The sequence below is a fragment of the Kribbella lupini genome (assembly GCF_039529595.1).
Classification (GTDB): domain Bacteria; phylum Actinomycetota; class Actinomycetes; order Propionibacteriales; family Kribbellaceae; genus Kribbella; species Kribbella lupini.
Map to the genome: position 1 here is coordinate 1,042,491 of NZ_BAAANC010000002.1, position 20,615 is coordinate 1,063,105.

The 20,615-nt window shown below is 68.0% G+C and carries 22 protein-coding genes and 1 tRNA gene; 11 read left to right on the plus strand and 12 right to left on the minus strand.

The genetic code is table 11. The annotated features are described in order from the left end of the window. The first annotated feature begins 96 nt into the window (after positions 1 to 96). Together ABD235_RS18165 and ABD235_RS18170 are read left to right on the plus strand one after the other, a co-directional pair. Positions 97 to 951 carry a hypothetical protein gene (locus ABD235_RS18165; RefSeq protein ID WP_344175426.1) on the plus strand — a complete coding sequence of 285 codons (855 nt, stop codon included), beginning with the start codon at positions 97 to 99 and terminating at the stop codon, positions 949 to 951. After that, positions 896 to 1,870: an NAD-dependent epimerase/dehydratase family protein gene (locus tag ABD235_RS18170; protein WP_344175428.1), complete on the plus strand. Its 975-nt coding sequence runs from the start codon at positions 896 to 898 to the stop codon at positions 1,868 to 1,870. The genes ABD235_RS18165 and ABD235_RS18170 overlap by 56 nt, the downstream gene beginning before the upstream one ends. A gap of 193 nt (positions 1,871 to 2,063) precedes the next feature. Here the strand turns inward: ABD235_RS18170 and ABD235_RS18175 are convergent, their stop codons facing one another. The 5 genes from ABD235_RS18175 to ABD235_RS18195 all read right to left on the minus strand — a co-directional run bounded on the left by ABD235_RS18175 (position 2,064) and on the right by ABD235_RS18195 (position 7,059). Then, positions 2,064 to 2,525 carry a hypothetical protein gene (locus ABD235_RS18175; RefSeq protein ID WP_344175430.1) on the minus strand — a complete coding sequence of 154 codons (462 nt, stop codon included), beginning with the start codon at positions 2,523 to 2,525 and terminating at the stop codon, positions 2,064 to 2,066. A 493-nt stretch (positions 2,526 to 3,018) separates the two neighbouring features. Further along, positions 3,019 to 4,311, minus strand: coding sequence for a site-specific integrase (locus tag ABD235_RS18180; protein WP_344175431.1), 1,293 nt, complete (start codon positions 4,309 to 4,311; stop codon positions 3,019 to 3,021). A 154-nt stretch (positions 4,312 to 4,465) separates the two neighbouring features. Then, a tRNA-Thr gene (locus ABD235_RS18185) sits at positions 4,466 to 4,538 on the minus strand. Positions 4,539 to 4,565: 27 nt separating this feature from the next. Continuing rightward, the gene (locus tag ABD235_RS18190) at positions 4,566 to 5,711 is read right to left on the minus strand and encodes an MFS transporter (protein ID WP_344175432.1); all 1,146 of its coding nucleotides are present in this window, start codon (positions 5,709 to 5,711) and stop codon (positions 4,566 to 4,568) included. 52 nt (positions 5,712 to 5,763) lie between these two features. Further along, positions 5,764 to 7,059 carry a gluzincin family metallopeptidase gene (locus ABD235_RS18195; protein ID WP_344175434.1) on the minus strand — a complete coding sequence of 432 codons (1,296 nt, stop codon included), beginning with the start codon at positions 7,057 to 7,059 and terminating at the stop codon, positions 5,764 to 5,766. 125 nt (positions 7,060 to 7,184) lie between these two features. Between ABD235_RS18195 and ABD235_RS18200 the strand changes: the two genes are divergently transcribed. The 5 genes from ABD235_RS18200 to ABD235_RS18220 all read left to right on the plus strand — a co-directional run bounded on the left by ABD235_RS18200 (position 7,185) and on the right by ABD235_RS18220 (position 11,182). Then, positions 7,185 to 7,979 carry an alpha/beta fold hydrolase gene (locus ABD235_RS18200; protein WP_344175436.1) on the plus strand — a complete coding sequence of 265 codons (795 nt, stop codon included), beginning with the start codon at positions 7,185 to 7,187 and terminating at the stop codon, positions 7,977 to 7,979. Positions 7,980 to 8,046: 67 nt separating this feature from the next. Continuing rightward, positions 8,047 to 8,775, plus strand: a complete 729-nt coding sequence (locus tag ABD235_RS18205) for a class I SAM-dependent methyltransferase (protein WP_344175438.1) — start codon at positions 8,047 to 8,049, stop codon at positions 8,773 to 8,775. A gap of 189 nt (positions 8,776 to 8,964) precedes the next feature. Next, positions 8,965 to 10,389, plus strand: a complete 1,425-nt coding sequence (locus ABD235_RS18210) for a glycosyl hydrolase family 18 protein (protein ID WP_344175440.1) — start codon at positions 8,965 to 8,967, stop codon at positions 10,387 to 10,389. Positions 10,390 to 10,481: 92 nt separating this feature from the next. Continuing rightward, the gene (locus ABD235_RS18215; RefSeq protein ID WP_344175443.1) at positions 10,482 to 10,919 is read left to right on the plus strand and encodes a TIGR03618 family F420-dependent PPOX class oxidoreductase; all 438 of its coding nucleotides are present in this window, start codon (positions 10,482 to 10,484) and stop codon (positions 10,917 to 10,919) included. 104 nt (positions 10,920 to 11,023) lie between these two features. Then, positions 11,024 to 11,182, plus strand: a complete 159-nt coding sequence (locus ABD235_RS18220) for a hypothetical protein (protein WP_344175445.1) — start codon at positions 11,024 to 11,026, stop codon at positions 11,180 to 11,182. Here the strand turns inward: ABD235_RS18220 and ABD235_RS18225 are convergent, their stop codons facing one another. From ABD235_RS18225 to ABD235_RS18235, 3 genes are all read right to left on the minus strand, one after another. Then, positions 11,183 to 12,211: a CapA family protein gene (locus ABD235_RS18225; RefSeq protein ID WP_344175448.1), complete on the minus strand. Its 1,029-nt coding sequence runs from the start codon at positions 12,209 to 12,211 to the stop codon at positions 11,183 to 11,185. It abuts the gene before it with no gap. Then, a complete protein-coding gene (locus ABD235_RS18230; RefSeq protein ID WP_344175450.1) occupies positions 12,208 to 13,269 on the minus strand; it encodes an acyltransferase family protein in 1,062 nt (353 codons plus the stop codon). Before ABD235_RS18230 ends, ABD235_RS18225 begins: the two co-directional genes overlap by 4 nt. A gap of 124 nt (positions 13,270 to 13,393) precedes the next feature. Next, complete coding sequence (locus ABD235_RS18235; RefSeq protein ID WP_344175452.1) at positions 13,394 to 14,695, minus strand: hypothetical protein; 1,302 nt, start codon at positions 14,693 to 14,695, stop codon at positions 13,394 to 13,396. A 207-nt stretch (positions 14,696 to 14,902) separates the two neighbouring features. Between ABD235_RS18235 and ABD235_RS18240 the strand changes: the two genes are divergently transcribed. From ABD235_RS18240 to ABD235_RS18250, 3 genes are read left to right on the plus strand one after another with little or no spacing between them, the layout of a single operon-like run. Next, on the plus strand, positions 14,903 to 15,712 hold the full coding sequence (locus ABD235_RS18240; protein ID WP_344175453.1) for an NPP1 family protein: 810 nt from the start codon (positions 14,903 to 14,905) through the stop codon (positions 15,710 to 15,712). Positions 15,713 to 15,748: 36 nt separating this feature from the next. Then, complete coding sequence (locus ABD235_RS18245) at positions 15,749 to 16,240, plus strand: MSMEG_6728 family protein (RefSeq protein ID WP_344178683.1); 492 nt, start codon at positions 15,749 to 15,751, stop codon at positions 16,238 to 16,240. A 10-nt stretch (positions 16,241 to 16,250) separates the two neighbouring features. Continuing rightward, on the plus strand, positions 16,251 to 16,652 hold the full coding sequence (locus ABD235_RS18250; protein ID WP_344175455.1) for a PPOX class F420-dependent oxidoreductase: 402 nt from the start codon (positions 16,251 to 16,253) through the stop codon (positions 16,650 to 16,652). On the opposite strand, the gene ABD235_RS18255 is transcribed toward ABD235_RS18250, so the two are convergent. The 3 genes from ABD235_RS18255 to ABD235_RS18265 form a co-directional block, all read right to left on the minus strand. After that, entirely contained in the window at positions 16,653 to 17,066 is a 414-nt protein-coding gene (locus ABD235_RS18255) for a DUF6042 family protein (protein ID WP_344178685.1), read from the minus strand. A 200-nt stretch (positions 17,067 to 17,266) separates the two neighbouring features. Next, a complete protein-coding gene (locus ABD235_RS18260) occupies positions 17,267 to 17,965 on the minus strand; it encodes an anti-sigma factor family protein (protein ID WP_344175457.1) in 699 nt (232 codons plus the stop codon). Beyond that, a complete protein-coding gene (locus ABD235_RS18265; protein WP_344175459.1) occupies positions 17,965 to 18,516 on the minus strand; it encodes a sigma-70 family RNA polymerase sigma factor in 552 nt (183 codons plus the stop codon). Before ABD235_RS18265 ends, ABD235_RS18260 begins: the two co-directional genes overlap by 1 nt. Positions 18,517 to 18,853: 337 nt before the next feature. Between ABD235_RS18265 and ABD235_RS18270 the strand changes: the two genes are divergently transcribed. Next, a complete protein-coding gene (locus ABD235_RS18270; RefSeq protein WP_344175461.1) occupies positions 18,854 to 19,576 on the plus strand; it encodes a hypothetical protein in 723 nt (240 codons plus the stop codon). A 76-nt stretch (positions 19,577 to 19,652) separates the two neighbouring features. Here the strand turns inward: ABD235_RS18270 and ABD235_RS18275 are convergent, their stop codons facing one another. Beyond that, complete coding sequence (locus tag ABD235_RS18275) at positions 19,653 to 20,591, minus strand: DUF1996 domain-containing protein (protein WP_344175462.1); 939 nt, start codon at positions 20,589 to 20,591, stop codon at positions 19,653 to 19,655. Positions 20,592 to 20,615 lie beyond the last annotated feature (24 nt).

Consider the following 20,615-nt stretch of genomic DNA (forward strand, 5'->3'; position numbering starts at 1 on the left):
GAAGATTTAAGCACCCCTTGAATCCGAAATTCAAGCCCCCCTTAAGCCGGATCTGCAGAGGCACTAGGATGAGAGCCCAGGAGACGGAGGTAACTGGTGGAAGAGGTTGAGCGGCTGCGGTCGATAGACGACCCGATGGAGCAGCTGCGGTACTCCGGCGACGTCCTCGCCGCGCTCCAGGCGACGACCGCTGAGGTCGGAGAAATCCGCCGCGGGGCGGTGGACGCCCTGCGCGCTCGAGGTATGACGCTCGCCCAGATTTCTGCCGAGGCCGGGATATCCGTGGCCCGACTCTCGCAGCTCGGGGCACCGCGCCGTCGACCGGAGCGGGTGCTGCTGAGCACCGGCGACACGGTGCACGTCGTATTGCCCGTAGAACAGGCGCCTTACCCGGAAGGTCCTCAACGCCCGGTTGTGCACGAGAGCGACATTGCGTTCCAGAAAGATATCGAGCGCCTCGCCCGGGAGTACGGCCTCGGGACCGACACCGAGCATCTACCAGCTGGCGAGTACGTCGATCTCAACCGGGACGGCCTCATAGTCACATGCGGTCCGCGACAGTCACCCTGGCTGACTCAGATCCTTGCGTCGGACACGGCCTACGGCTTCGAGCGCGATGACGAGAGTTGGTATCTGCTCGACAAGTCGTCGGACGAGAAGCTGCGATCCCCGCGCCATGTTGGTGACGGTGGCGATCTGGCCTACTTAGGCACACTTCCCCGGCCCGATGGAAACGGGACCTGGCTCTACTGCGCCGGCATCCATGCACCGGGCTCCCGCGGCGGTGCACTTTACCTAGCGGAACACCTCGCCGAGCTGCACCGCGAGACCCGTGGCCACCTGTGGTCATGCCTCGTTCGATGCGACTACGACCCCAATACGCAGGAGGTCAGCAATGCCGAACTCATTGCCCCCGTACGTCGCCGGGAACGACTCCGTCAGCAGCGCTGAGCCCAATGCCTCTCAGCGGATTCTCGTTCTGGGCGCCTCTGGCTTCATCGGCCAACACGTCTGCGCCGCGCTACAAAGTCGCGGCGTGGAGCACCTCAAGGTCACGCGCACACCACGGCCCGGTTTCGATGCCGCCGTCGACCTGGCCTGTGCGCCACTGAGTGAGCTCAACGAGATCCTGCGCAGCTTCGCTCCCACCGCGGTCATCAACTGTTCGGGCGCAGTGCGTGGGTCGACGGCAGATTTGATGCGCGGCAACGTGGTCGGCACACATTCGCTCCTTCTCGGACTATCGAGCAGCGCGCCGAGAGCTCGGCTCGTCCAGCTCGGCTCCTCGGCAGAGTACGGCTCGTCGGAAGGTGAGACGCCGATGAATGAGGAGACTCCGACTCAGCCGAATAGCCCATACGGCTACACGAAGCTCGCTGCGTCTGAACTCGTCCTGCACGCGCGCGATCAGGGCCTTGATGCGATCGTCCTCAGAATGTTCAACATCAGCGGACCACAATCACCCACCAGCACCATGCTCGGAAGCCTGATTGAGCAACTGCGAAACGCGCCTGACAGCCCCACGATCACGCTGGATTCCCTTGCAGGCTGGCGCGACTACCTCGATGTCCGGGACGTAGCCGCGGCGGCTTGTACTGCGGCGCTACTCGACGAGGTGCCCCCAGTTGCCAACATCGGCCGGGGCGAAGCCGTCCAGACCGGCGACTGGGTTAGACAACTGATCGACCTCAGCGGTACGGGCGCCCAATTGGAAGAACGCCAGGGCACCGCCAACACCCACAAAGCATCGGCCGGCGCTGTCGCCTGGCAATGCGCCGACATCGGCCTCGCTGAGAAACGCCTCGGCTGGACCCCGACGATCCCGCTTTCGGTTTCGCTCCGCGACACATGGCTGGCCGCAACCAGCTAACTGCCGCATCGACCTCTCACAGGTCAAGGCGCCCCTCCGGCAGGCAATGCCTCCGGCGGGGGCCTCACGACTCCGAGATGACGGGTCGATTCGGCCGGCATAGGTCGAAGGCGGCCGCGGGTGCGTCTTCCCGCCTGCCGCACAGCCCAGCCAGGACTTATCAGGAGCCGCCAGAGGGGACAACGTGGCTGAACTAGTCTGCGGTCCCCAAGTCGGCGCGAATCTGATTCAGGTAGTCCGCTCTGTAAGCCTCGATCTGCCTTTCCTTGCGGCGAATCTCCGCGTAGCTAACGCTGACAGCATCAGCTATGAACAGGGCTTGATCCAGCTCGATCAGCCAGCCGGCGAGCCGTCTCGCAGCCCCAGTGCTCGCCTGGGATCCAATCACCTCAATGCGCGCAACCGCCGACTCAAGGTTCTTGGTGAACTCGGCTGAGAAGAGCCGAGGATTTTCGACCGGCGGATGGATAGCTCTGCTATCACGCGTCCTGCTGTCAGCGAAGAGCGGATCGAGAATTTCTTTGGCCTCAGTAACTACGGCGAGCAATGCAAGGTGTGCTTCAAGACGAGCATCCCGCCACCGATCGTCCATCTTGCGTCGGTACTCGCGCTGGTCAGCTTCTGCGGCTTCGTCGGCTGCCCTGTCGAGCTCCAACTTCCGCTGCTGTCGCTCATCTTCCCGCAGAAGGCGAGCGTCTCGACGGTTCAAGAGGTTTGTAGCGATTACGGCGAGTGGAGCCACAAGGGCAGTCATGAGGGGGCCAAGCCAAGCCGACATGTTGCACCGTCCCTATTCGCTTACCGATCTCGATCGAGTGTGACGCATCTGTCCATCGATCAGAGAAGTTCGTGCCGTCGGCGCGCCCTTGCGAGAAAGCAGCAGGGGCTCGGCCGGTCACTCACGGGGAGAGACCCGACGGGCCCAGGCTCAGTGTCTGATCGCTCTAGAGCAGCGGGCCGCCTGAACTGCCTTTGAAGGCAGGGGCTCCACGCGTGCTAACAGTCCTGCTAACAACAGCTTGGACGCGATGGACGTTCAAGGCGACCCCAGTGCACACCGCCGCTTCGAACTGCGAGCGATAGGGTTCCGAGGACGGTCGTCGCGGAACTCATGATGAGTAGGCCATCGAGCTGGCCAGCCCGATGATTCAGGTTGCCTCGGAGCCTTCGGATGAGGGACCGGGCTGCGGCGCCGGCCGGACCATCTTGTTCGCCAGGATGCTGGCGGCTGCTCGATCTGAGTCGGCGACCCACGCGGCGTATACACGGAGCGTCGTGGTGCCTCCGCCGCCGTGGCCTAGGCGGCCGGCGACCGTGCGGATATCTACGCCCGAGGTGATCAACTCTGTTGCTGAATAGTGGCGGAGGGTGTGGAGATGGCTGGTGATGCCGAGTTCGGCGCACATCCTCGCGTAGCGGTGGCTGATGCCGTCCGGATTGCACGGTCGGCTGTGATCCGGCTCGTAGGAGAAGACGAACCCGGCGTCATCGAACTTCAAGCCCAGCCGCTCGATCTGTTCCTGAGTTCGGGCCCGGTGCTCTCGGAGAAGATCGACAGTGTCAGAGTCGAGGCTGTTGCGTCGCATCTGGTGGGTCTTAGTGTCCTTTTCCCTGGCCTTGCCGCTTCGCTGGGTGAAGTTTCGGCGTATCTCGAGGACGCCCTGGTCCAGGTGTACGTCGTGCCAGCGAAGAGCCAGCAGCTCGCCCCGCCGCGCGCCGGTAACCATCTTGAGCCAGATAAACATGCCCCACCCGGCGTCCTGCTCCCACGACGCCGCAACGATCCGGGCTGCTTCATCGGAAGTCGGCGGTTTGGGCTGCGGTGCTGCCTGCTTCGGCTTCTTCGCATCTGTTGCCGGATTACTCTCGATCCACTCCCAGCGGGTCGCCGCCGCGAGAGCACCACTGATCACGAAGTGGATCTTTCGCACCGATCCAGCGGCAAGTGGTTTACAAACGTGAGCCCTGCACTCGATCACCTTGCACTGCATCTGCCCGCAGTCATGCTCTGCCAACGTCTTTGCAGTCGGCCGGCCCGGCTTTCGACGGTGCTGAACCACGCGACAATCGTGCGGCCCAGGCTCGCGGTGCTCGATGTATGGCTTGCCGTTGCATCGGAGCCGACAGCGGCGAAGCTGGGCATAGAACTGCTCGAGAACGCGGGTGCCGATCTTGGAGATAGGGACATCACCGATCGCTGGGACGATGTTTCGCTCGATGAGCCGACGGTAGTCGTCTCGCGTCGACTCATCTGCCTCGTGAACTTCCAGCCACGCCTCCAACGTGTAGGCCAAGGTCGCCTTGGTTGCTGCATTCCGCTGCTTGTCGACCTTCGCGAGCAGCCGCGTGCGGATCTCTTCGACCTTCTTCTCGTCACGAGTGGACTCAGTCAGGTACACGTCCTTGCCCGTGACAGGGTCGACGCCGGAGTAAACGAGCACCTGATGGGACCCTCCGCGGGTACGGACGTACCCGCGTTCGCGCCCACTGTCACCACGTCGCCCAGCCACTCTCACAGCGTACTCATTGACAGCGCCATTGACAGACAGTCACATCTTGCGGCTACTTAACGTAATATCCGCAGGTCAAACAGAGAGCCGACGAGGGGACTCGAACCCCTAACCACCGCTTTACAAGAGCGGTGCGCTACCAATTGCGCCACGTCGGCGAGTGCTCGTCGATTGTAGTGGATGGGTCAGAGGGTGTGGCGGAGGGCTCGGGCTCCTGGGACGGCGATCAGGGCTATGGCGGCCATGACCAGGAAGGCGGGGGTTGGGTGGTCGACCAGGAGGCCGACCGCTGTGGCTACCAGGAGGCCGCCTAGGTTGCCTGACATCCAGATGAGGCCGGCTGCTGTGCCTTCGGCTTCGCCTGTGCGGCGTTCTACTACCTCTAGGACTACGGGGAGGGCTGGGAGGAGTAGGAGGCCGATGGTGGTGATGGCCAGGTAGGCGACGAGGGTGCTGGGGAAGAGTGCCAAGCAGGCGCAGGCTACGGCGGTGGCGGTGAGGCTTAGGGCTAGCTGGGCGGAGGCCGCGTGGTGGCGGGAGACCCAGATGGGGATGGTGGCGCTGCCTAGGACACCGGCTATCACGTTCACCAAGAGGATGGTGCTGGCGGTGCTGGCGGTGACGCCGGCTGGTTCCAGGAGGGGCTGGGCGAAGGTGGTCATGGCCACGAAGACGCCGAAGGGGAACATCGCCAGGACGCACAAACGCCGGATCAGGGGGTCGCTCCAGGCGGTGCGGAGGGCGTTGCGGTCGGGGCGGATTGCCACTGGTTTGTGGTCCGCGGGGAGGCGTAGGGCGAGCAGCAGGACCACGGAGGCCACTACGGAGAAGATGGCTGAGATGAGCAGTACGGCGGGGAGCTGGTCGCTGTTGGCGAAGACGGCGGAGAGGACGAAGGCGATGACCATGCCGGCGAAGATGCTGGCGGTGCCGACGGCGATGCCGGTGGGGCGGTCGCGGACCGAGAGATAGCGGCCGGTAATGCCCGTGACGGCGTTCAGGACCAACGGCTGCGCGATCGAGGCGACGATTTGGCCGGCCAGGAGCCAGGGGTAGGTGTCGCCCAGGCGGATCAGGGCGCCGGCGGCGGTCAGCAGGGCGCCGATCAGCAGGGACGCGCGGAACCAGCGGTCCAGGAGCAGCCCGGCGGGGATCGCCAGTACGACGTACAAAAGCGGGAAGACCTGGGCGAGCCAGCCGATGGCGTTCTCGGTGACGTCGTAACGGTCGGCGGCGACAGTGGTGACGCCGGCGAAGTTCAGCCAGACCAGTTGGGTCGCGGCGCCGACCAGGGAGTACGCGATGATCGGCGTCCAGCGGCTGCGGGGCATTACCGAACAGTAAGGCCTGGCCCGGCTGTCGGCGAGCTTCTGCGGAGCCGAGCTAGTTCTTCACGGCCGCGGCGAGCGCTGCGTCGGTGGTCTTGAAGTGTTTGGCCAGCGCGCGGTCGCGGGCGGCGGGGTCGTCGGGAGACTTGGCGAGGTCGGCGTAGAAGGCGTTCACGCGGGGCAGGCCGTACTTCGTGACGAGGTGCTCGACGATCAGCCAGCTGACGCCGTAGCTCTGTTCGTCGTAGTCGCCGTGGAAGACCCCGTCGATGGGCAGCACCTTCAGCTTCGGCAGGCCCTCGCGGCGGATGGACCGGCGGTAGTCGGCGAGCCACTCGGTATGGCCCTCGGCGGCGGTCAGCTCCATCTCGACGTACTCGGCGAAGCCCTCGACCAGCCAGGTCGGGGCGCCGTGGCCGAGCGGCGACATCGCGGCGTGGGTGAACTCGTGCGCCAGCAGGAAGCGGTCGGCGTCGGACCGTTCGCTCGGGTGGATCACGATCCTGCTGCCGGTGACCTTGAACTGGGTCGCCTCGGGGTTGATCGGCGCGTAGTTCTGGACCGCGACGGCGGCCGCCGGGTGGCCGCCGGTCTGCCACTCCGCGTCGAAGGATCGACCGTCGCCCAGGGCAACGATCAGGATCCCGGCCTGCGCCCGCCGGGTCGCCGCCCGTACGGCGGGCGTCGCGATCCGGGCCTCGCGCAACAATCGACGCCCGTTCGCGCGTTCGGACGGCGGGACGATCACCAGTACGCCGGGCCCGCGGACCACTTCCAGCGGACCGAGGTCCCACGGCTCGCGGGTCTTGCCGCGGTCGGCCTCGGCGGCGAGGTCGTCGTCGTCCACGAGCAGCCAGCGACCGTTGCGCTCGGCAAAGGTGAAGCCGGCCGGCACGTACCGCGCGGAGGTGTCGATGCCGTTGACCTGGACCAGCATCATGATCCGGAAGGCGTACGCCTTCGCGCCGTGCTGGGCCTGCGGTTCGGGCACCCACCCGGCCTCGCGCCGGTAGGTCAGCGAGCGCAGCCCGATCTTGCGCAGGTTCGCGTACTGCAACTGGTGCCGCGCCCGCAGCTTGGCGTTGCGTGGGTCGAGCTGCCCCAGGAACGCCGGCAGCTGGCCGGCGACCACCGCCGCCGCGCGTGCCTTCAGCAACGCGTCGACCTGCGCGAGCATCCGGGCCTCGGTGTCGTCGACCGGAGCAGGCGATACCGCAGCCGGCGCCGACGACGTCACCGGACGCTCGTCCGGCCGTCGTACCACCCAGGTCACTGCCGAAACGGCGACAGCCAGTACGACGACGCCCGCCATCCACAGCACCCGTCGCCGGGTCCTGAAATCCCCACCCATGTGTTGTCTCCCCAACCCACCCCACCAGTGCGCAAAGGTTACAGGTGGCGTGAATTCGTCAGCGGGGTGACACCGGCCGGTCCGGCCGCGTTGCATGCAGCCAGGACCACGAAAGGGGCAAGGACATGCGGAAGCGGACCATCGCCGTGATCGGCGTACTGGTACTGGCGATGCTCGGACTCGCGGGGGTCAGCTCGCAGGCGGTCGCCAAGGCGGACAAGCCGACTGTCGTGCTGGTGCACGGAGCGTTCGCCGAGTCGGCCAGCTGGGACGGCGTGATCAAGCGGCTGGACAAGGCCGGCTACCCGGTCGTCGCGGTCGCGAACCCGCTGCGCAGCGTCAGCGGCGACGCGACGTACCTGAGGAGCGTGCTGGCCGGCATCAAGGGCCCGATCGTGCTCGTCGGTCACTCGTACGGCGGGCAGGTGATGACCCCGGCGGCGACCGGCAACCAGAACGTCAAGGCGCTGGTCTACATCGCGGCCTTCGCGCCGGCCAAGAGCGAGAGCGCGCTCGACCTGACCAACAAGTTCCCCGGCAGCACGTTGGGGGCGGCGATCCAGAGCATCCCGCTGGGTGACGGCAGCAACGACGTGACCATCCAGCCGGCCAAGTTCCGCGAGCAGTTCATGGCGGACGTCTCCCGCAAGGAGGCCGCGCTGGCCGCGGTGACGCAGCGGCCGATCAGGGACGTGGCGCTGTCCGAGGGCGCGGGCGACCCGGCCTGGACGAGCATCCCGTCGTGGTTCCTGATCCCGACCGGCGACAAGAACATCCCGCCGGCCGTGCAGCACTTCATGGCCGACCGTGCGCACGCGAAGGCCGTCGTCGAGGTCAAGGGCGCCTCGCACGCGGTCGCGGTCTCCGAGCCGGGCAAGGTCGCGGACCTGATCAAGCAAGCGGCGACCGCGACCCGCTGATCCCCAAGCCCGCCTCGGTTCCCTGATGACCGAGGCGGGCTTTGGCGTGCTCGGGTTGAATCGGCCCATGGACCTCAAGAGCCCGTACGACGAAGTCGCCGACGCCTACCACGCCACCCTCGATCCCGACGGCGCCGGTCTGACCGATCCGACCCTCGACGACCTCCTCGGCGACGGCGAGGGCGGCGGCGATCTGCGCGGTCAACGGGTCGCGTCGATCGCCTGCGGCCAGGGCCGCGACACCCGCCGGCTCGCCGATCTCGGCGCGAGCGTCGTCGGGATCGACGCCTCCGAGACGCTGCTGGCCCACGCGCGCCGGCTGGAGCAGGACAGCCCGCGCGGGATCGAGTACCTGCACGGCGACGCGCAGCGGCTCGACGGGCTGGCGGACGCGTCGTACGACGGTGCCGTCTGCTACATGGCGTTGATGGACATCCCCCAGCTCGAGCCCGCGCTGCGGTCGGTCGCGCGGATCCTGAAGCCCGGCGGCTGGTTCGTCGCGTCGATCGTGCACCCGTGCACCAAGCCGCCGTCGCACGGCGAACTGGTCGACCACACCACCGGCGAGGCGCGCCGCGTCACCGGCCGGTACTTCGAGGAGGGCCCGTACGACAGCGTCACCCGGTGGGAGGTCCTGCCGCGGGTGTCGTACCACCGGACGCTCTCGACGTACGTGAACACGCTGGTCGCGGTGGGCCTGGCCGTCGAACGCCTCGCCGAGCCGGTCGGCGACCGTCCGGTCTGGCGGGAGGCACCCGGCCTGCTGTACCTGCGGTGCCGGCGGGTGGATTCTTAACGCTGTGAACTCTTGACGCCACGGAGCGAAACACGATTCACTGATCGCGACTTCGGTCAGATCTTTCCTTAAGTACACCTTCGTACGACCGCCCCCGGAAGGTGTCACCTGAAGGACGGCCCACGGGCTCGTCGCGCTGTTGACCTTTCGGGGGTACCGCCCCAGGACCCGTCCGAAAGGAACCGCCCCATGAAGGCTTTTTCTTCACCTTGGATCAAGCTTCGAACCCGATGGGCCATCGCCGGTCTGGCCGTGGCCACGGCCGCTGCCGGTGCCGTCGTCGCCCCCTCGGCCGGAGCCGCCACCCAGTCCGACGCCACCGTCGCCGCCCCCAGCGCCGTGGCCGCCTTGCCGAGCGGATTCCGTAGCGTCGGCTACATGCCCTCGTGGGCCGGCGACGTGAACGCCATCCAGTACTCGAAGCTGACCCACATCAACTACGCGTTCGCGCTGCCGAACTCCAACGGCACCCTGCAGGGCATCGAGAACACCTCGAAGCTGTCCCAGTTGGTGAGCAAGGGCCACGCCGCCGGCGTCAAGGTCTCACTGGCGATCGGCGGCTGGAACGACGGCAACGACTCCGCGTTCGAGCAGCTCGCGGGCAACTCCGGCGCCCGGACCACGTTCGTGAACAGCGTGATGAGCGTGATCAACCAGTACGGGCTGGACGGCGTCGACATCGACTGGGAGTACCCGGACCCGGGCACGTCGGGCAACAACTACACCGCGCTGATGCAGCAGCTGAGCAACACGCTGCACGCCAACGGCAAGTTGCTGACCGCGGCCGTCGTCTCCGAGGGTGACACCGCGAACGGCGTCCAGCCTGCCGTCTTCGGGTACGTCGACTGGCTGAACATCATGGCGTACGACGGCGGCAGCCCGCACGCCGGCTACGACTGGTCGATCAACGCGGCGAACTTCTGGAAGAACCGCGGTCTGCCGAAGAACAAGACCGTGCTCGGCGTACCGTTCTACAGCCGCCCGAACTACACGCAGTACAAGGACATCGTGGCGATGAACCCGAACAACGCCAACGTCGACTGCGTGACCATCAACGGCACCCAGAACTGCTACAACGGCATCCCGACGATCAAGCGCAAGACCCAGTGGGCGGTCGCGAACGCCGGCGGCATCATGAACTGGGAGCTGTCCCAGGACGCGACCGGCAGCGCCTCGCTGGTCAGCGCGATCTTCGACGCCGCGGGCGGCACCAGCCAGCCGCCGACCGGCGGCAAGACCGGCCCAATCAAGGGCATCGGCGGCAAGTGCGTCGACGTCGCCGGCGCCAACAGCGCGAACGGCACCGCGGTCCAGCTGTGGACCTGCAACGGCACCACCGCCCAGACCTGGACCGTCGGCGACGGCACCGTCCGGGCCCTCGGCAAGTGCCTGGACGTGGCCGCCGCCGGTACGGCGAACGGCACCCAGGTCCAGCTCTACGACTGCAACGGCACCGGCGCCCAGGGCTGGCAGCCCCAGTCCAACGGCACCCTGCTGAACCCGGCCTCCGGCCGCTGCCTCGACGCCACCGGCCAGAGCTCGGCCGACGGCACCCGCCTCCAGATCTGGGACTGCGCCCGCTCGGCGAACCAGCTCTGGACCGTTCCCGCCTGATCCTCGACCGTCCGACGCCCCGTCCCCGTGCCCGGGGGCGGGGCGTTGGCCGTTCACCCGCCGTACGGCGGTCGCCGTGGTGTGATGGCGGGATGACGACGTTGAGCGAGTTCGCGGAGTTGGCTCGGGGCGAGCAGGGGTTGGCGGTGGTGGCGACAGTGCGGGCCGACGCGAGCATCCAGTCGTCGGTGGTCAACCTCGGCGTCCTGGAGCATCCGGTCAGCGGTGAGGCCGTGGTGGGATTCGTGACGTACGGGAAGGTGAAGCTCGGCAACCTCCGGGCGCGGAACCAGGTCAACCTGGCGGTGCGCGCCGGCTGGCAGTGGGCGGCGGTGGAGGGGCAGGCCGAGATCATCGGGCCGGACGACCCGCACCCGGCGGTGGACGCCGAGCGCCTGCGGTTGCTGCTGCGGGAGATCTTCAGGGCGGCCGGGGGCACCCACGACGACTGGGACGAGTACGACCGGGTCATGGTTGCCGACGGGCGGGCCGCGGTCCTGGTCACGCCGCAGCGGGTCTACGGCTCGTAGGAATCGTCACCGGTCCGACAGGTGGCGCTTGACGCTCGATGCTGGTAACCATTCTGACCGGTTACTAGTCAAGGGGTACGCTGTTCGGCCCTGGCGGCGGTTGGGTGTTCCAGCTGACGCCCGAGAACGGCGGCACGCGGGTCGACGTCGAGCTGACCCGCCGGCCGACGGCGTTCAAGGGAAAGTTGCTGGCGGCCCTGTTGCCCGTTGTCGGGCGGTCCTCGCTGCGCAAGTCGTTCAGCGGTCCGCTGAAGGTCAAGTGATCAAGGGGATTGCTGCAGCTGCGCGCAGTCGCGGAGGCCGTTGACCCGGGCCCGTTCCTTGTCGCGCTCGGAGGGAGTGAACTCGACCGGCTGCCGCGTCTCGGGCGACAGCGCCGTTGGGGTGAAGTTGCGCTCGACAACCGTTCGGCCGTGCAGGGTGAGGTGCAGTACGCCGCCCCGCCAGTCCTCCGGGGTCAGCAGCCCGGATCCCCAGAGCAGGTTGCCCATGCCGTAGGCAACGAACGTGTTGCCCTCGTACCCCTGTCCCTGCAGGACGTGGGCGTGCGCACCGACCACGACATCGGCGCCGGCCGCCGACAGGTCCGCGGCGAACGACCGCTGGTCCGCGGTCGGGCAACGATCGTGCTCCGCACCCCAGTGCGGCGCGACGACGATCACGTCACTCGTCGCCCGAGCAGCCCGTACGGCGGCCAAGGCCTGGCGCCGATCGACGGCCAGCGCGAGCCCGGCGCGGTTCTTCGTCGCGGTCCACTCGTCGGCGAGGTCCGACACCTGGCTGAACGCGAAGACCGAGACCCGGATCCCGCGGATCGTCGTACGCCAAGGGGCGTAGGCCTGTGCCGCGTTGCGGCCGCCACCGACCGTCGGCAGGCCGCCCCGCCAGGCCGCGGACATCGTGTCGAACAGGCCGACCTGGCCGTAGTCGAGCGTGTGGTTGTTGGCCAGGCTGATCAGGTCCACGCCGGCCGACTTGATCGCCGTCACGGCGCGCGCATCGGTCCGGAACAGGTAGCGCTTCTGCTGAGGAGTCCCTCGAGTGGTGATCGGGGTCTCCAGGTTCACGATCGCCAGGTCCGCGCTCTTCAGCTCGTCGGCGACCGGACCGAAGGCCGTCGCGGGATCCTTCTCCAGCAGTTCCTGCGTCTTGCCCTCGAAGTTGACGTCACCGCCGAAGGCCAGCGTCAACGCCGGGCCCTCGGCCCGCACCGGCGGATCCGCCTGGAGCTCGCCGCCGGTACATCCGGTGACCAGGGCAAGCATCAGCAGACCGATGCCCAGGGCCCTCATTGGAGGGCTCGCTTCAGCCGTGGGGCGAGCGGTTTCTCGACGTACCGGTTGATCAGGTACGCCGCGAGGATCATCACGAGAGTGGTGACGCCGACCAGGAGGTACTTGTTCACCTGGTGGCCGAGTCGCTCGAAGATAATGAAGCCGATGTGCGCGTGGATCAGGTACAGCGGGTACGTGAGGGCGCCGAGGGCAACGAACCACGGGCGCGCCAGCCGGGTGGTCAGGCGCAGCGCGACCGCGAGCATCACCGCGAAGACGAGCACGATGGCCGCGACGACGACCGGCGTCTTCAACGTGGTGTGGAAGCGGTTCTCGACGTCACCGGCGAACTGCACGCCGCGGTACACCGCGTTGACCAGACAGAGCCCGACCAGGACCAGCCAGGACGGCCGCGGCCCGAACCGGTAGATCATGCACAACGCCATCCCTGCGATGAAGTAGTGCGAGTACTGCGTGTTCAGGATCAGGTCCGTGCTCGCCGGCAGCACGCCGAGCTGGTACACGGCGGTGAGTCCGAGCCAGGTCCAGATCACGATGCCCACCCGCCGCGTCGTGATCGTGAAGAAGGTGAGCGCGAAGATGATCAGGTAGAAGCGCAGCTCGGCCCAGAGCGTCCAGTACACGACGTCGACGTTCTCGAGGTTGGCCAGCGAGTTGAACATGGTCAGGTTGCCGAGGTACTGCACCAGCCCGATCGGGAAACGCCCGGCGCCGAACAGCACCGACACCAGCGCGGTCAGCGACACAGCCACCCAGTACGCCGGGTAGAGGCGGACGACGCGCGAGACGAGAAAGCTGCGCGGCGTACGGTCCCAGGCGGACAGCAGGACGACGAAACCGCTGATCATGAAGAAGAGGTCGACGCCGAGATAGCCGTACCGGGCGACCAGGCCCGGTGCCTCGAAGCCGAGCGGCGAGACGACTTTGTAGTACCCGGCGAACAGGTAGTGGTAGAGGACCACCGAGACCGCCGCGAAGATCCGCAACAGGTCCACCTCGTAGAGCCGGACTCCCGCGCGGACAGCCCGCGCCTCCCCAGTCGTCGTCGAACTCATGCAGTCAACCTATCCAGCCGACAGGCTGCGGGCGTCAGCCTAAAGGCGTATCCGGGCCTCGTCCCAAAGGCGTAAACACGCCAGGGCGTCCCCACCGCGATCGGCGGGGACGCCCTGGGTGAGCTCAGCGAACGGTGAGGGTGAACGGATAGGTGTAGCCGGCGTCGACCGGTAGGCCCTGGCTGCTCGTCGAGGCCGCGACCCACCAGCGGAACTGGTGCGTACCCACGCGGTTGAAGGCGAACGGTCCGCTCTGCGCAGTGCCGTTGACCAGCGTGCGGGACACCAGTCCTTGCCACTGGCCACTGCTGTTCTTGAACTGCAGGGCGACCTGGTGCGACCCGTACGGCGCGACCGTCACGGTCGCGTTCGGCTGCTGGCCGAGCGCGATGTCGGAGTCCAGGAAGCGGGCGTCGAGCACCTGCGGGGTGGCGCGGATCGCCTTGGTGGCGCTGATGCTCTGGAAGTTCACGATGCCGAGACCGTCCGCCGACTCGTTCAGGATCGCCCGGTACTCGCGGGCGCCGGTGTTCGTGATCACGAACGTGTACTTGCCCTGGGCATCGGCGATGGTGGCACCGATCCCGTACCACGCGGAGGTCGCGGAGTTCCGGCCGTGCAGCGACACCTGGTGCCGCTTCACGACACTGTCGGGCGCCAGGGTGCAGTCCCCCGCTGCCGGGTTCTTCAGCTTGTTCAGCACGAACGAGCCGGTCATCGTCACCTTCGCGCCGTAGATGCCCGACGCCGGGGTGTTGAAGGCGACCGTCGCCGTCCGGGCCCGGACACTCGCGGCGGTGGCCTCACCCCATTCGTTGGACCGCACCAGGTCGACCGTGTACGCCCCGGCCTGCGGCGGCACCTGGCCGTACTCATTGGTGGTCGCCGGCAACGAAACCGTCTCGCACTGCGCCGCGGTCCCGGCCTTCACCCGGGTCACCACCGGAGTGACCGGCGACCCATCGACCTTGTCCAGCGGGTCGTTCGGCGTCGTGTCGATCGCCGTGTCGGTCGCGAACGTCCACTGCAGCGCGCCGCGAACCATGGCCTTGCTCATGCCGGTCTCGCCCCGGATGTACCGGTCGAAGCTCGCCGACCGCGCGCCCGCCGTACTCGGGTCGGCGACGAAGATCCGCGCCGTGCTCGCCGCGTCGTGCGACGGCTTCAGCGCCGCGACCGGTACGACGAGTTCGTTCGCCCCCGCCGCGGTCGTCGTCCCGATCCGCTCGGCCTGCTGCCCGCTCACCTCGAGGTACACGTCGTTGGCGATCCCCGCCGCCTCGTCCCAGCTGATGTTCACCTTGCCCGGCTCGGCCCACGCCACCTTCACCTCGGACACCGCCGCCGACCCCGCCGGCGCCGCGTGCGCAACCGCCGGCACCGCCAGCCCACCCACCACAGCCAGCGCCGCCAAAGACCTCTTCATCATGATTTCCCCCAGCTCTCGTGAAGCCCCGCAGGTCGAGGCACCGTTAAGACGCCCCGACCACCACGAAAGGTTGAGCCCGGTCGGCCGGCTTCTGATGTTCACTCTGGGTCAATCAGTAGACACGTGACGTATGTACTGACTTGCCCGGTGGCTGTCATTCTCGGAGGCGTTCACTTCCGCCCCCGCTCTGGAAAAGAGTGTCGAATGAACGAACTTCCGCCCTCCACTTCCGCACGCCCTCCGAAGCGCCGGCGTCGGGTGCTCGGTGTCGCGCTGGCCACGGCCGCGTTGATGGTGACGTCCGCGGCCGCGGCGTACGCGGCACCGCCTCCTTCCCTGCCGCAGAACGCCGGCGGGTACGACCAGTCGTTCTCCCCGGCGTACGACTACGACGTCGACGGCTGCTACGCGACGCCGGCGATCGGCGCCGACGGGACGCTCAACCCCGGGCTCAACACGACTGGCGCGGTCAACGGCAGCTGCCGGGACCAGTCCGACCTGGACAACAGCCAGACCTACTCGCGGTCGAGCTGCAACAACGGCTGGTGCGCGGTGGTGTACGCCAGCTACTTCGAGAAGGACCAGGCCGTCGCCGGCAGCGGTCTCGGCGGTCACCGGCACGACTTCGAGCACGTCATCTCGTGGATCAACCAGGCCAGCAACCAGGTCGAGTACGTGACCACGACGCAGCACAGCAGCCAGGTCACGTACCCGCGCTCGCAGGTCCGCTTCGACGGGACGCACCCGAAGGTCGTCTACCACAAGGACGGCGCGAGCACGCACTTCTTCCGGCTTGCCAACAGCAACGACGAACCGCCGGAGAACCACTACCACAACTGGCGCTACCCGCCGCTCGTCGGCTGGGACGGCTACCCCAGCACGGGTCTGCGCGACATCCTGATGAACGCGGACTTCGGTTCGGCCACCATCAAGATCACCGACAAGGACAACCGCTTCCACAACCTGCTCAACGCCTCCAAGCCCAGCGGCATCCCCTTCGACCCCTGGGCCTAGCCGTCCGTGGGCAAGCCGGGTGCGCCCGGCTTGCCCATGGGTACCGGCGACGACATGCAGTCGTTCCTCCCGTACGCCGACTTCCAGGCGACCGCGCGGATCCTCGACCCGCGGCGCCTCGGCAAGCAACGCGTCGAGACGATCCAGATCCTCCGCGGCCTGACTGTCGCGAACTACGGCTGGCGCCACCACCCCGCCGTGAAGATGTGGGCCGGGTACGAGGAAGCGCTCGTCCGGTACGGCCTGGAGATCTGCACCGCCTGGACGGCGACCGGCCGCGCCGACACCTGCGACCCGACGCTGCGCAACGACCTGCGCGCCGGGTGCGGGATCGACCGCATCCGCACGCAGCGCGAACTCGCCGCCGCGGGCGAGCTGCCGCCGTGGCTCGGCGACGAGGACTTCCACCGGAGCCATCGCTCCGCCCTGCTGCAGAAGGACCCGCCGTACTACGGCCGCGTGTTCGACGACCCCACCGACCTGCCGTACGTCTGGCCGGCCTCGGACCGCAACCCCTGCGGAAAGTAGGCTCGTCGGGGTGACGATCCCCGAAGACTTCCACGACCTGCTCAGCTCGCGAGCGGTCGCCTTCGTGTCGACCATCGGCAAGAACGGCGGACCGCAGGTAACACCTTTGTGGTTCCTGTGGGATGGCGACCGCGTCCGGATCAGCCTGGTCGAAGGCCGCCAGAAACTCCGCAACCTCCGCCGCAACCCGCGGATCTCCCTCGCGATCGTCGAGCCCACCCGCCCGACGTACTACCTGGAGCTCCGCGGCACCGTCGACGAGCTCGTCCTCGACCCGGACTGCTCTCTCGAACGCGCGATCGCCGAGAAGTACGTCGGCGAGTGGACCGACGTCGAACCTCCCGGCACCCCGCGCTACGCCACCAGCATCATCGTCGAACGCACCACCAGCCAACGCGGCGAACCGAGCTGATCAGCCCTCGCCTCGCACGTGGTTGCCCCGCCGATCCAGCGGCGCCAGGACCACCCGCTCGGGCCCACGATCGACGCGTAGCAGCCCACGCCCCTCGGCGTACGCCAGAGCCGCTTGTACGTCGGCCTCCGACGCGAGCGTCCGCGCCGCGAGCCCGGCGACGGCCTGCTCGGCACCACCCCACAAGGCAACCGACACCAGGTCGGCCGCGTACCCGGTGAACTGATTGACCGCCTGCGACGCCTCGAGGGAGCTCACCACCTGCGCCGGTAGCTCGACGACGTCCTGCGCCCGCGGCGGCCGCTCGACGCCGACGAACCGCTCACCGTCGGAGGTCAGTACGCCAAGCGCCACCATCAACCGCAGCACCTCACGCCTGGTCGTCGGCGCGACCTGCCCGACCTGAGCAGCGATCTCCGCAACCGTCGGATACCCGGCATCGGACTCGACGCAGGCAGCGGATCATCGAGCCAGCGCTCGCCGCGGTAGTGGTCGACACCCCACTGGCCCCACAACAGTCATCCGCGAACGGTAGTCCAACCGACATGCCACCAGAGCACGCTTGCAGGAACGTGCAGACAGCGCGGACGCCGGGCGGTTGCCCGGCGTCCGCGTCAGACCGCGGTCTTCACGAACTGCTGCCCGCTGGTGTTCTCGATCAGTACGGCGGCGACGTCGGCCGGGTCGATCAACGCGGTCCCGTCCAGGGTCGTCCCGTTGGCGGCGCCCTTCTCGGAGACCAGCCAGCTGCCGGCCGTTTCGCGACGACCGTCCTTGCCCACGACAACCAATCGGCACGGCTCGTTCGCCGGGAGACCGGTGACGGCGACGTTCACCCGGACGAAGCCCGCGGCGGGCTCGACCCGGACTGTCAGCCGCGCCCCGGTGCGCGCGTCGACGCTGCTGGCGAACCGCGTGCCCGGTACGGCGGAAGCGGTCGGCGTCGGCTCCGGCCCGGCGATCGGTGGGTTGTCGACCGTGTTCCGCCCGATCAGCACGCCCCCGACCACCGCCGCGACCGCTGCCACGGCGGCGATCGACGCAATCACGGCCACTCGCCCGCGCCCCGGAGTTGCCGACTCCTTCCGTACCTGACGCAACGTCCGCTGCAGCAGCAGGTCCGCGTCCTCCGGCGGGCCGTCGAGCAACGCCTCCGCCGGCACCTCCTGCAGGAAACTCTGGAGCTCGCGCAACGCGTTCACCTCCTCCCGGCAGGACGCGCAGCCCGCCAGGTGCTGCTCGACCTGCTCCGCCCCCGCCGTGTCCAGCTCGCCGTCGACGTAGCCGTCGATGTCCGCGTGTTCGGTCGCCATCAGGCCACTCCTTCCATCCCGAGGTGCCGTCCCGCGGGGAAGTGCTCGCGCAGCGCGCGCAACCCGTAGTGCGACCGTGATTTCACCGTGCCGGGCGGGATGCCGAGCACGTCGGCGGCCTCGGCGACGCTGCGTCCCTCCAGGTAGATCTGCTCGAGGACGACGCGGTGCTCGGGCGACAGCCGGTGCAACGCCTGCAGGACCACCATCGTGTCGACGACCTCGTCGGCGTGGTCGCGCTCGACCGCCACCGTGGTCTCGGTCTCGGCGACCTCGGCCGGGCGCGCGTTCCGGGCCCGGACCCGGTCGGTGACGATGTTCCGTACGACGGTCAGCAACCAGCCGCGGATCGATCCCTTGCCGTTGCCCAGGTCGTCGAGGTGCCGCCAGGCCCGGACCAGCGCTTCCTGGACGACGTCCTCGGCACTCGCCCGGTCACCGGTCAACCGCGTGGCGTAGGCCAGCATCGCCTTGCCGTGCTCGTTGAACAACGTCCGGACGAGTTCCTCGTCCGCCGTCTCGCGGCGGCGTCGGGTGATGAACCCGGCCATGCGCTTCCACCTCTCGCAGGTTCCGCGGCGCGGAACGTTCCCTCGGTCCGTCACACCGGGCCGCGCCCGCGCGCCGCCCGGATCCTCTCACCCACGGTGCCCGGTTCCGCGGTCGGCCGCCCGCCGGTCGGTACGACGGGCGACCCGCGGAGGTCACGTGCCGTCCCCTCGTACGGCACGTGTCCCGGACCCCTCACACACGGATCTCGACCCCGCTCAGGTTCACATAAAAATGTGATCCACGTCACATCCAGCGATCTGAACCCGAACGCCTCGTCCCGCCGTGTGTGCTGCCGAACGGACCCGACGGGACCGCCCGAGCTCGAGGGAAGCACCCATGACGATGCGCAGCACGCTGCTGAAGATCGCTTTCACCACCGCCGGTCTCACCGCATTGGTGGCCTGCGGCAACTACAACCAGCCGGACGCCGCACCGGCCGTGGCGCCGTCGACGGTGGTCGTCACGGTGCCGGCGCCGCAGGAGACGACGGCCACCGAGCAGGAGCCGGCCCAGCCCGCGGAGCCCACCGAGCAGGAGCCCGAGCAGCAGCCGGCCCAGCAGCCGCAGGCCGCGAGTGAGCCGCAGCCGGCCGCCTTGCAGCGCACGATGGGTCAGGTCAAGATCTTCGACGGCCCCGCCGCGGCACCGATCCCGCCGGTCCCGGCCGGTCAGAGCAGCCCGGCGGTCCAGGTCGAGGCCGGTGCGAACCAGGTCGTCACCGACAGCCGCGGGATGACGCTGTACCGGTTCGACAAGGACTCCGCGAAGCCGTCGAAGCCCACCTGCTTCGGGGACTGCGCGAAGAAGTGGCCGCCGCTGCTGGTCAAGTCGCCCGGCAAGATCTACACCGTCGGCGTCGACCCGAAGATCGTCAGCTACGTCGAGCGGCCGGACGGCACCTGCCAGGTCACCATCAACGGCTGGCCGGCGTACTACTTCGCGAAGGACCAGGTGCCGGGCGACATCCTCGGCCAGGGCGTCGGCCAGACGTGGTTCGCGTTCACCCCGCAGGGCGGCAAGTCCGACGTCGTCAACACCGGGGCGGGCTCCGGGTACTGAGCCCTCACGATCAGCTCGGGGTGGTCCTTGGGGGCAGGGACCATCCCGGGCTTTCTTGCGTACGCCGTACCGGCGATCAGGCCGTGCAGCGACGGTTTTCGTTGATGCAGGCAACCAGTCGGTCCATCTGGGCCGGCTGCATCACGTTGATGAAGTGACTGTGATCGGCCAGCGCGCTGCGGCCGTCCTCGGGGAAGGTGTCGATGGTGAAGTCCGCGCCCTTCGGCACCGTGTAGGCGATCTCGAGGTGGAGCTGCGGCACCGGGAACGTGGCCGGCGGACAGGCACCTGCCGCGGTCGGGAAGACGAGGTGCGAGCTGTGGTCGGGACTGTCGAGGGACTTGCCGTTCCAGCAGCTCGGGAAGTCGAAGACGCGGACCACCTGCTGACCGTCGGGGCAGCGCGGGTAGTCCTTGGTGACGTGGTCGCGCGCTCCTGAGCAGGTCCACTGGAGATGGCCGGTGTTCCTGCCGCCCTGGGAGAAGCCGTGCGCGTTGCCCGCCGCGGTCCGGAGGAACTCCGGCATCGGTACGACGTCGCTGACCGGGTTGCCGCGGAACTCGATCGTCACCGCCGCCGGCGGTAGCACGCGCCCTTCGTTGCCGTGGGCATCGTGTTCGCCGGCGTCGTGGTCGCTGTCGCCAGGTACGCGGAGCACCGGCCAGTAGTAGCTCGACTTGTCGCCACCCCGGCAGGTCGTTTTCGCCGCGGCAAGGCTCTGATCGGTCGAGAACGCGTTCGTCGACACGTTGCCGACGTAGTCGTGCAGGTGATGCGCCGCCCCGATCACTCCTGGATTCACGACCAGGTTGTCCGAGTTGCGGATGCCGCTCTCGTTCCGGCCGCAGTCCACCTGCCAGGTCCCGGTCGAGGCGTCCGCCGTAGGAGTTACCACCGCCGGCGCCGCTGGGGCCTCGGCGATCGCGACGTACCGAATCGCCTTGTCGCCGGGATCATCGCCCAGCACCCCACAGCCCGCCACCACCACGATTCCCAGCCAGGCGAACCGGCGCATGCCTCCACCAATCATTGAACCCTC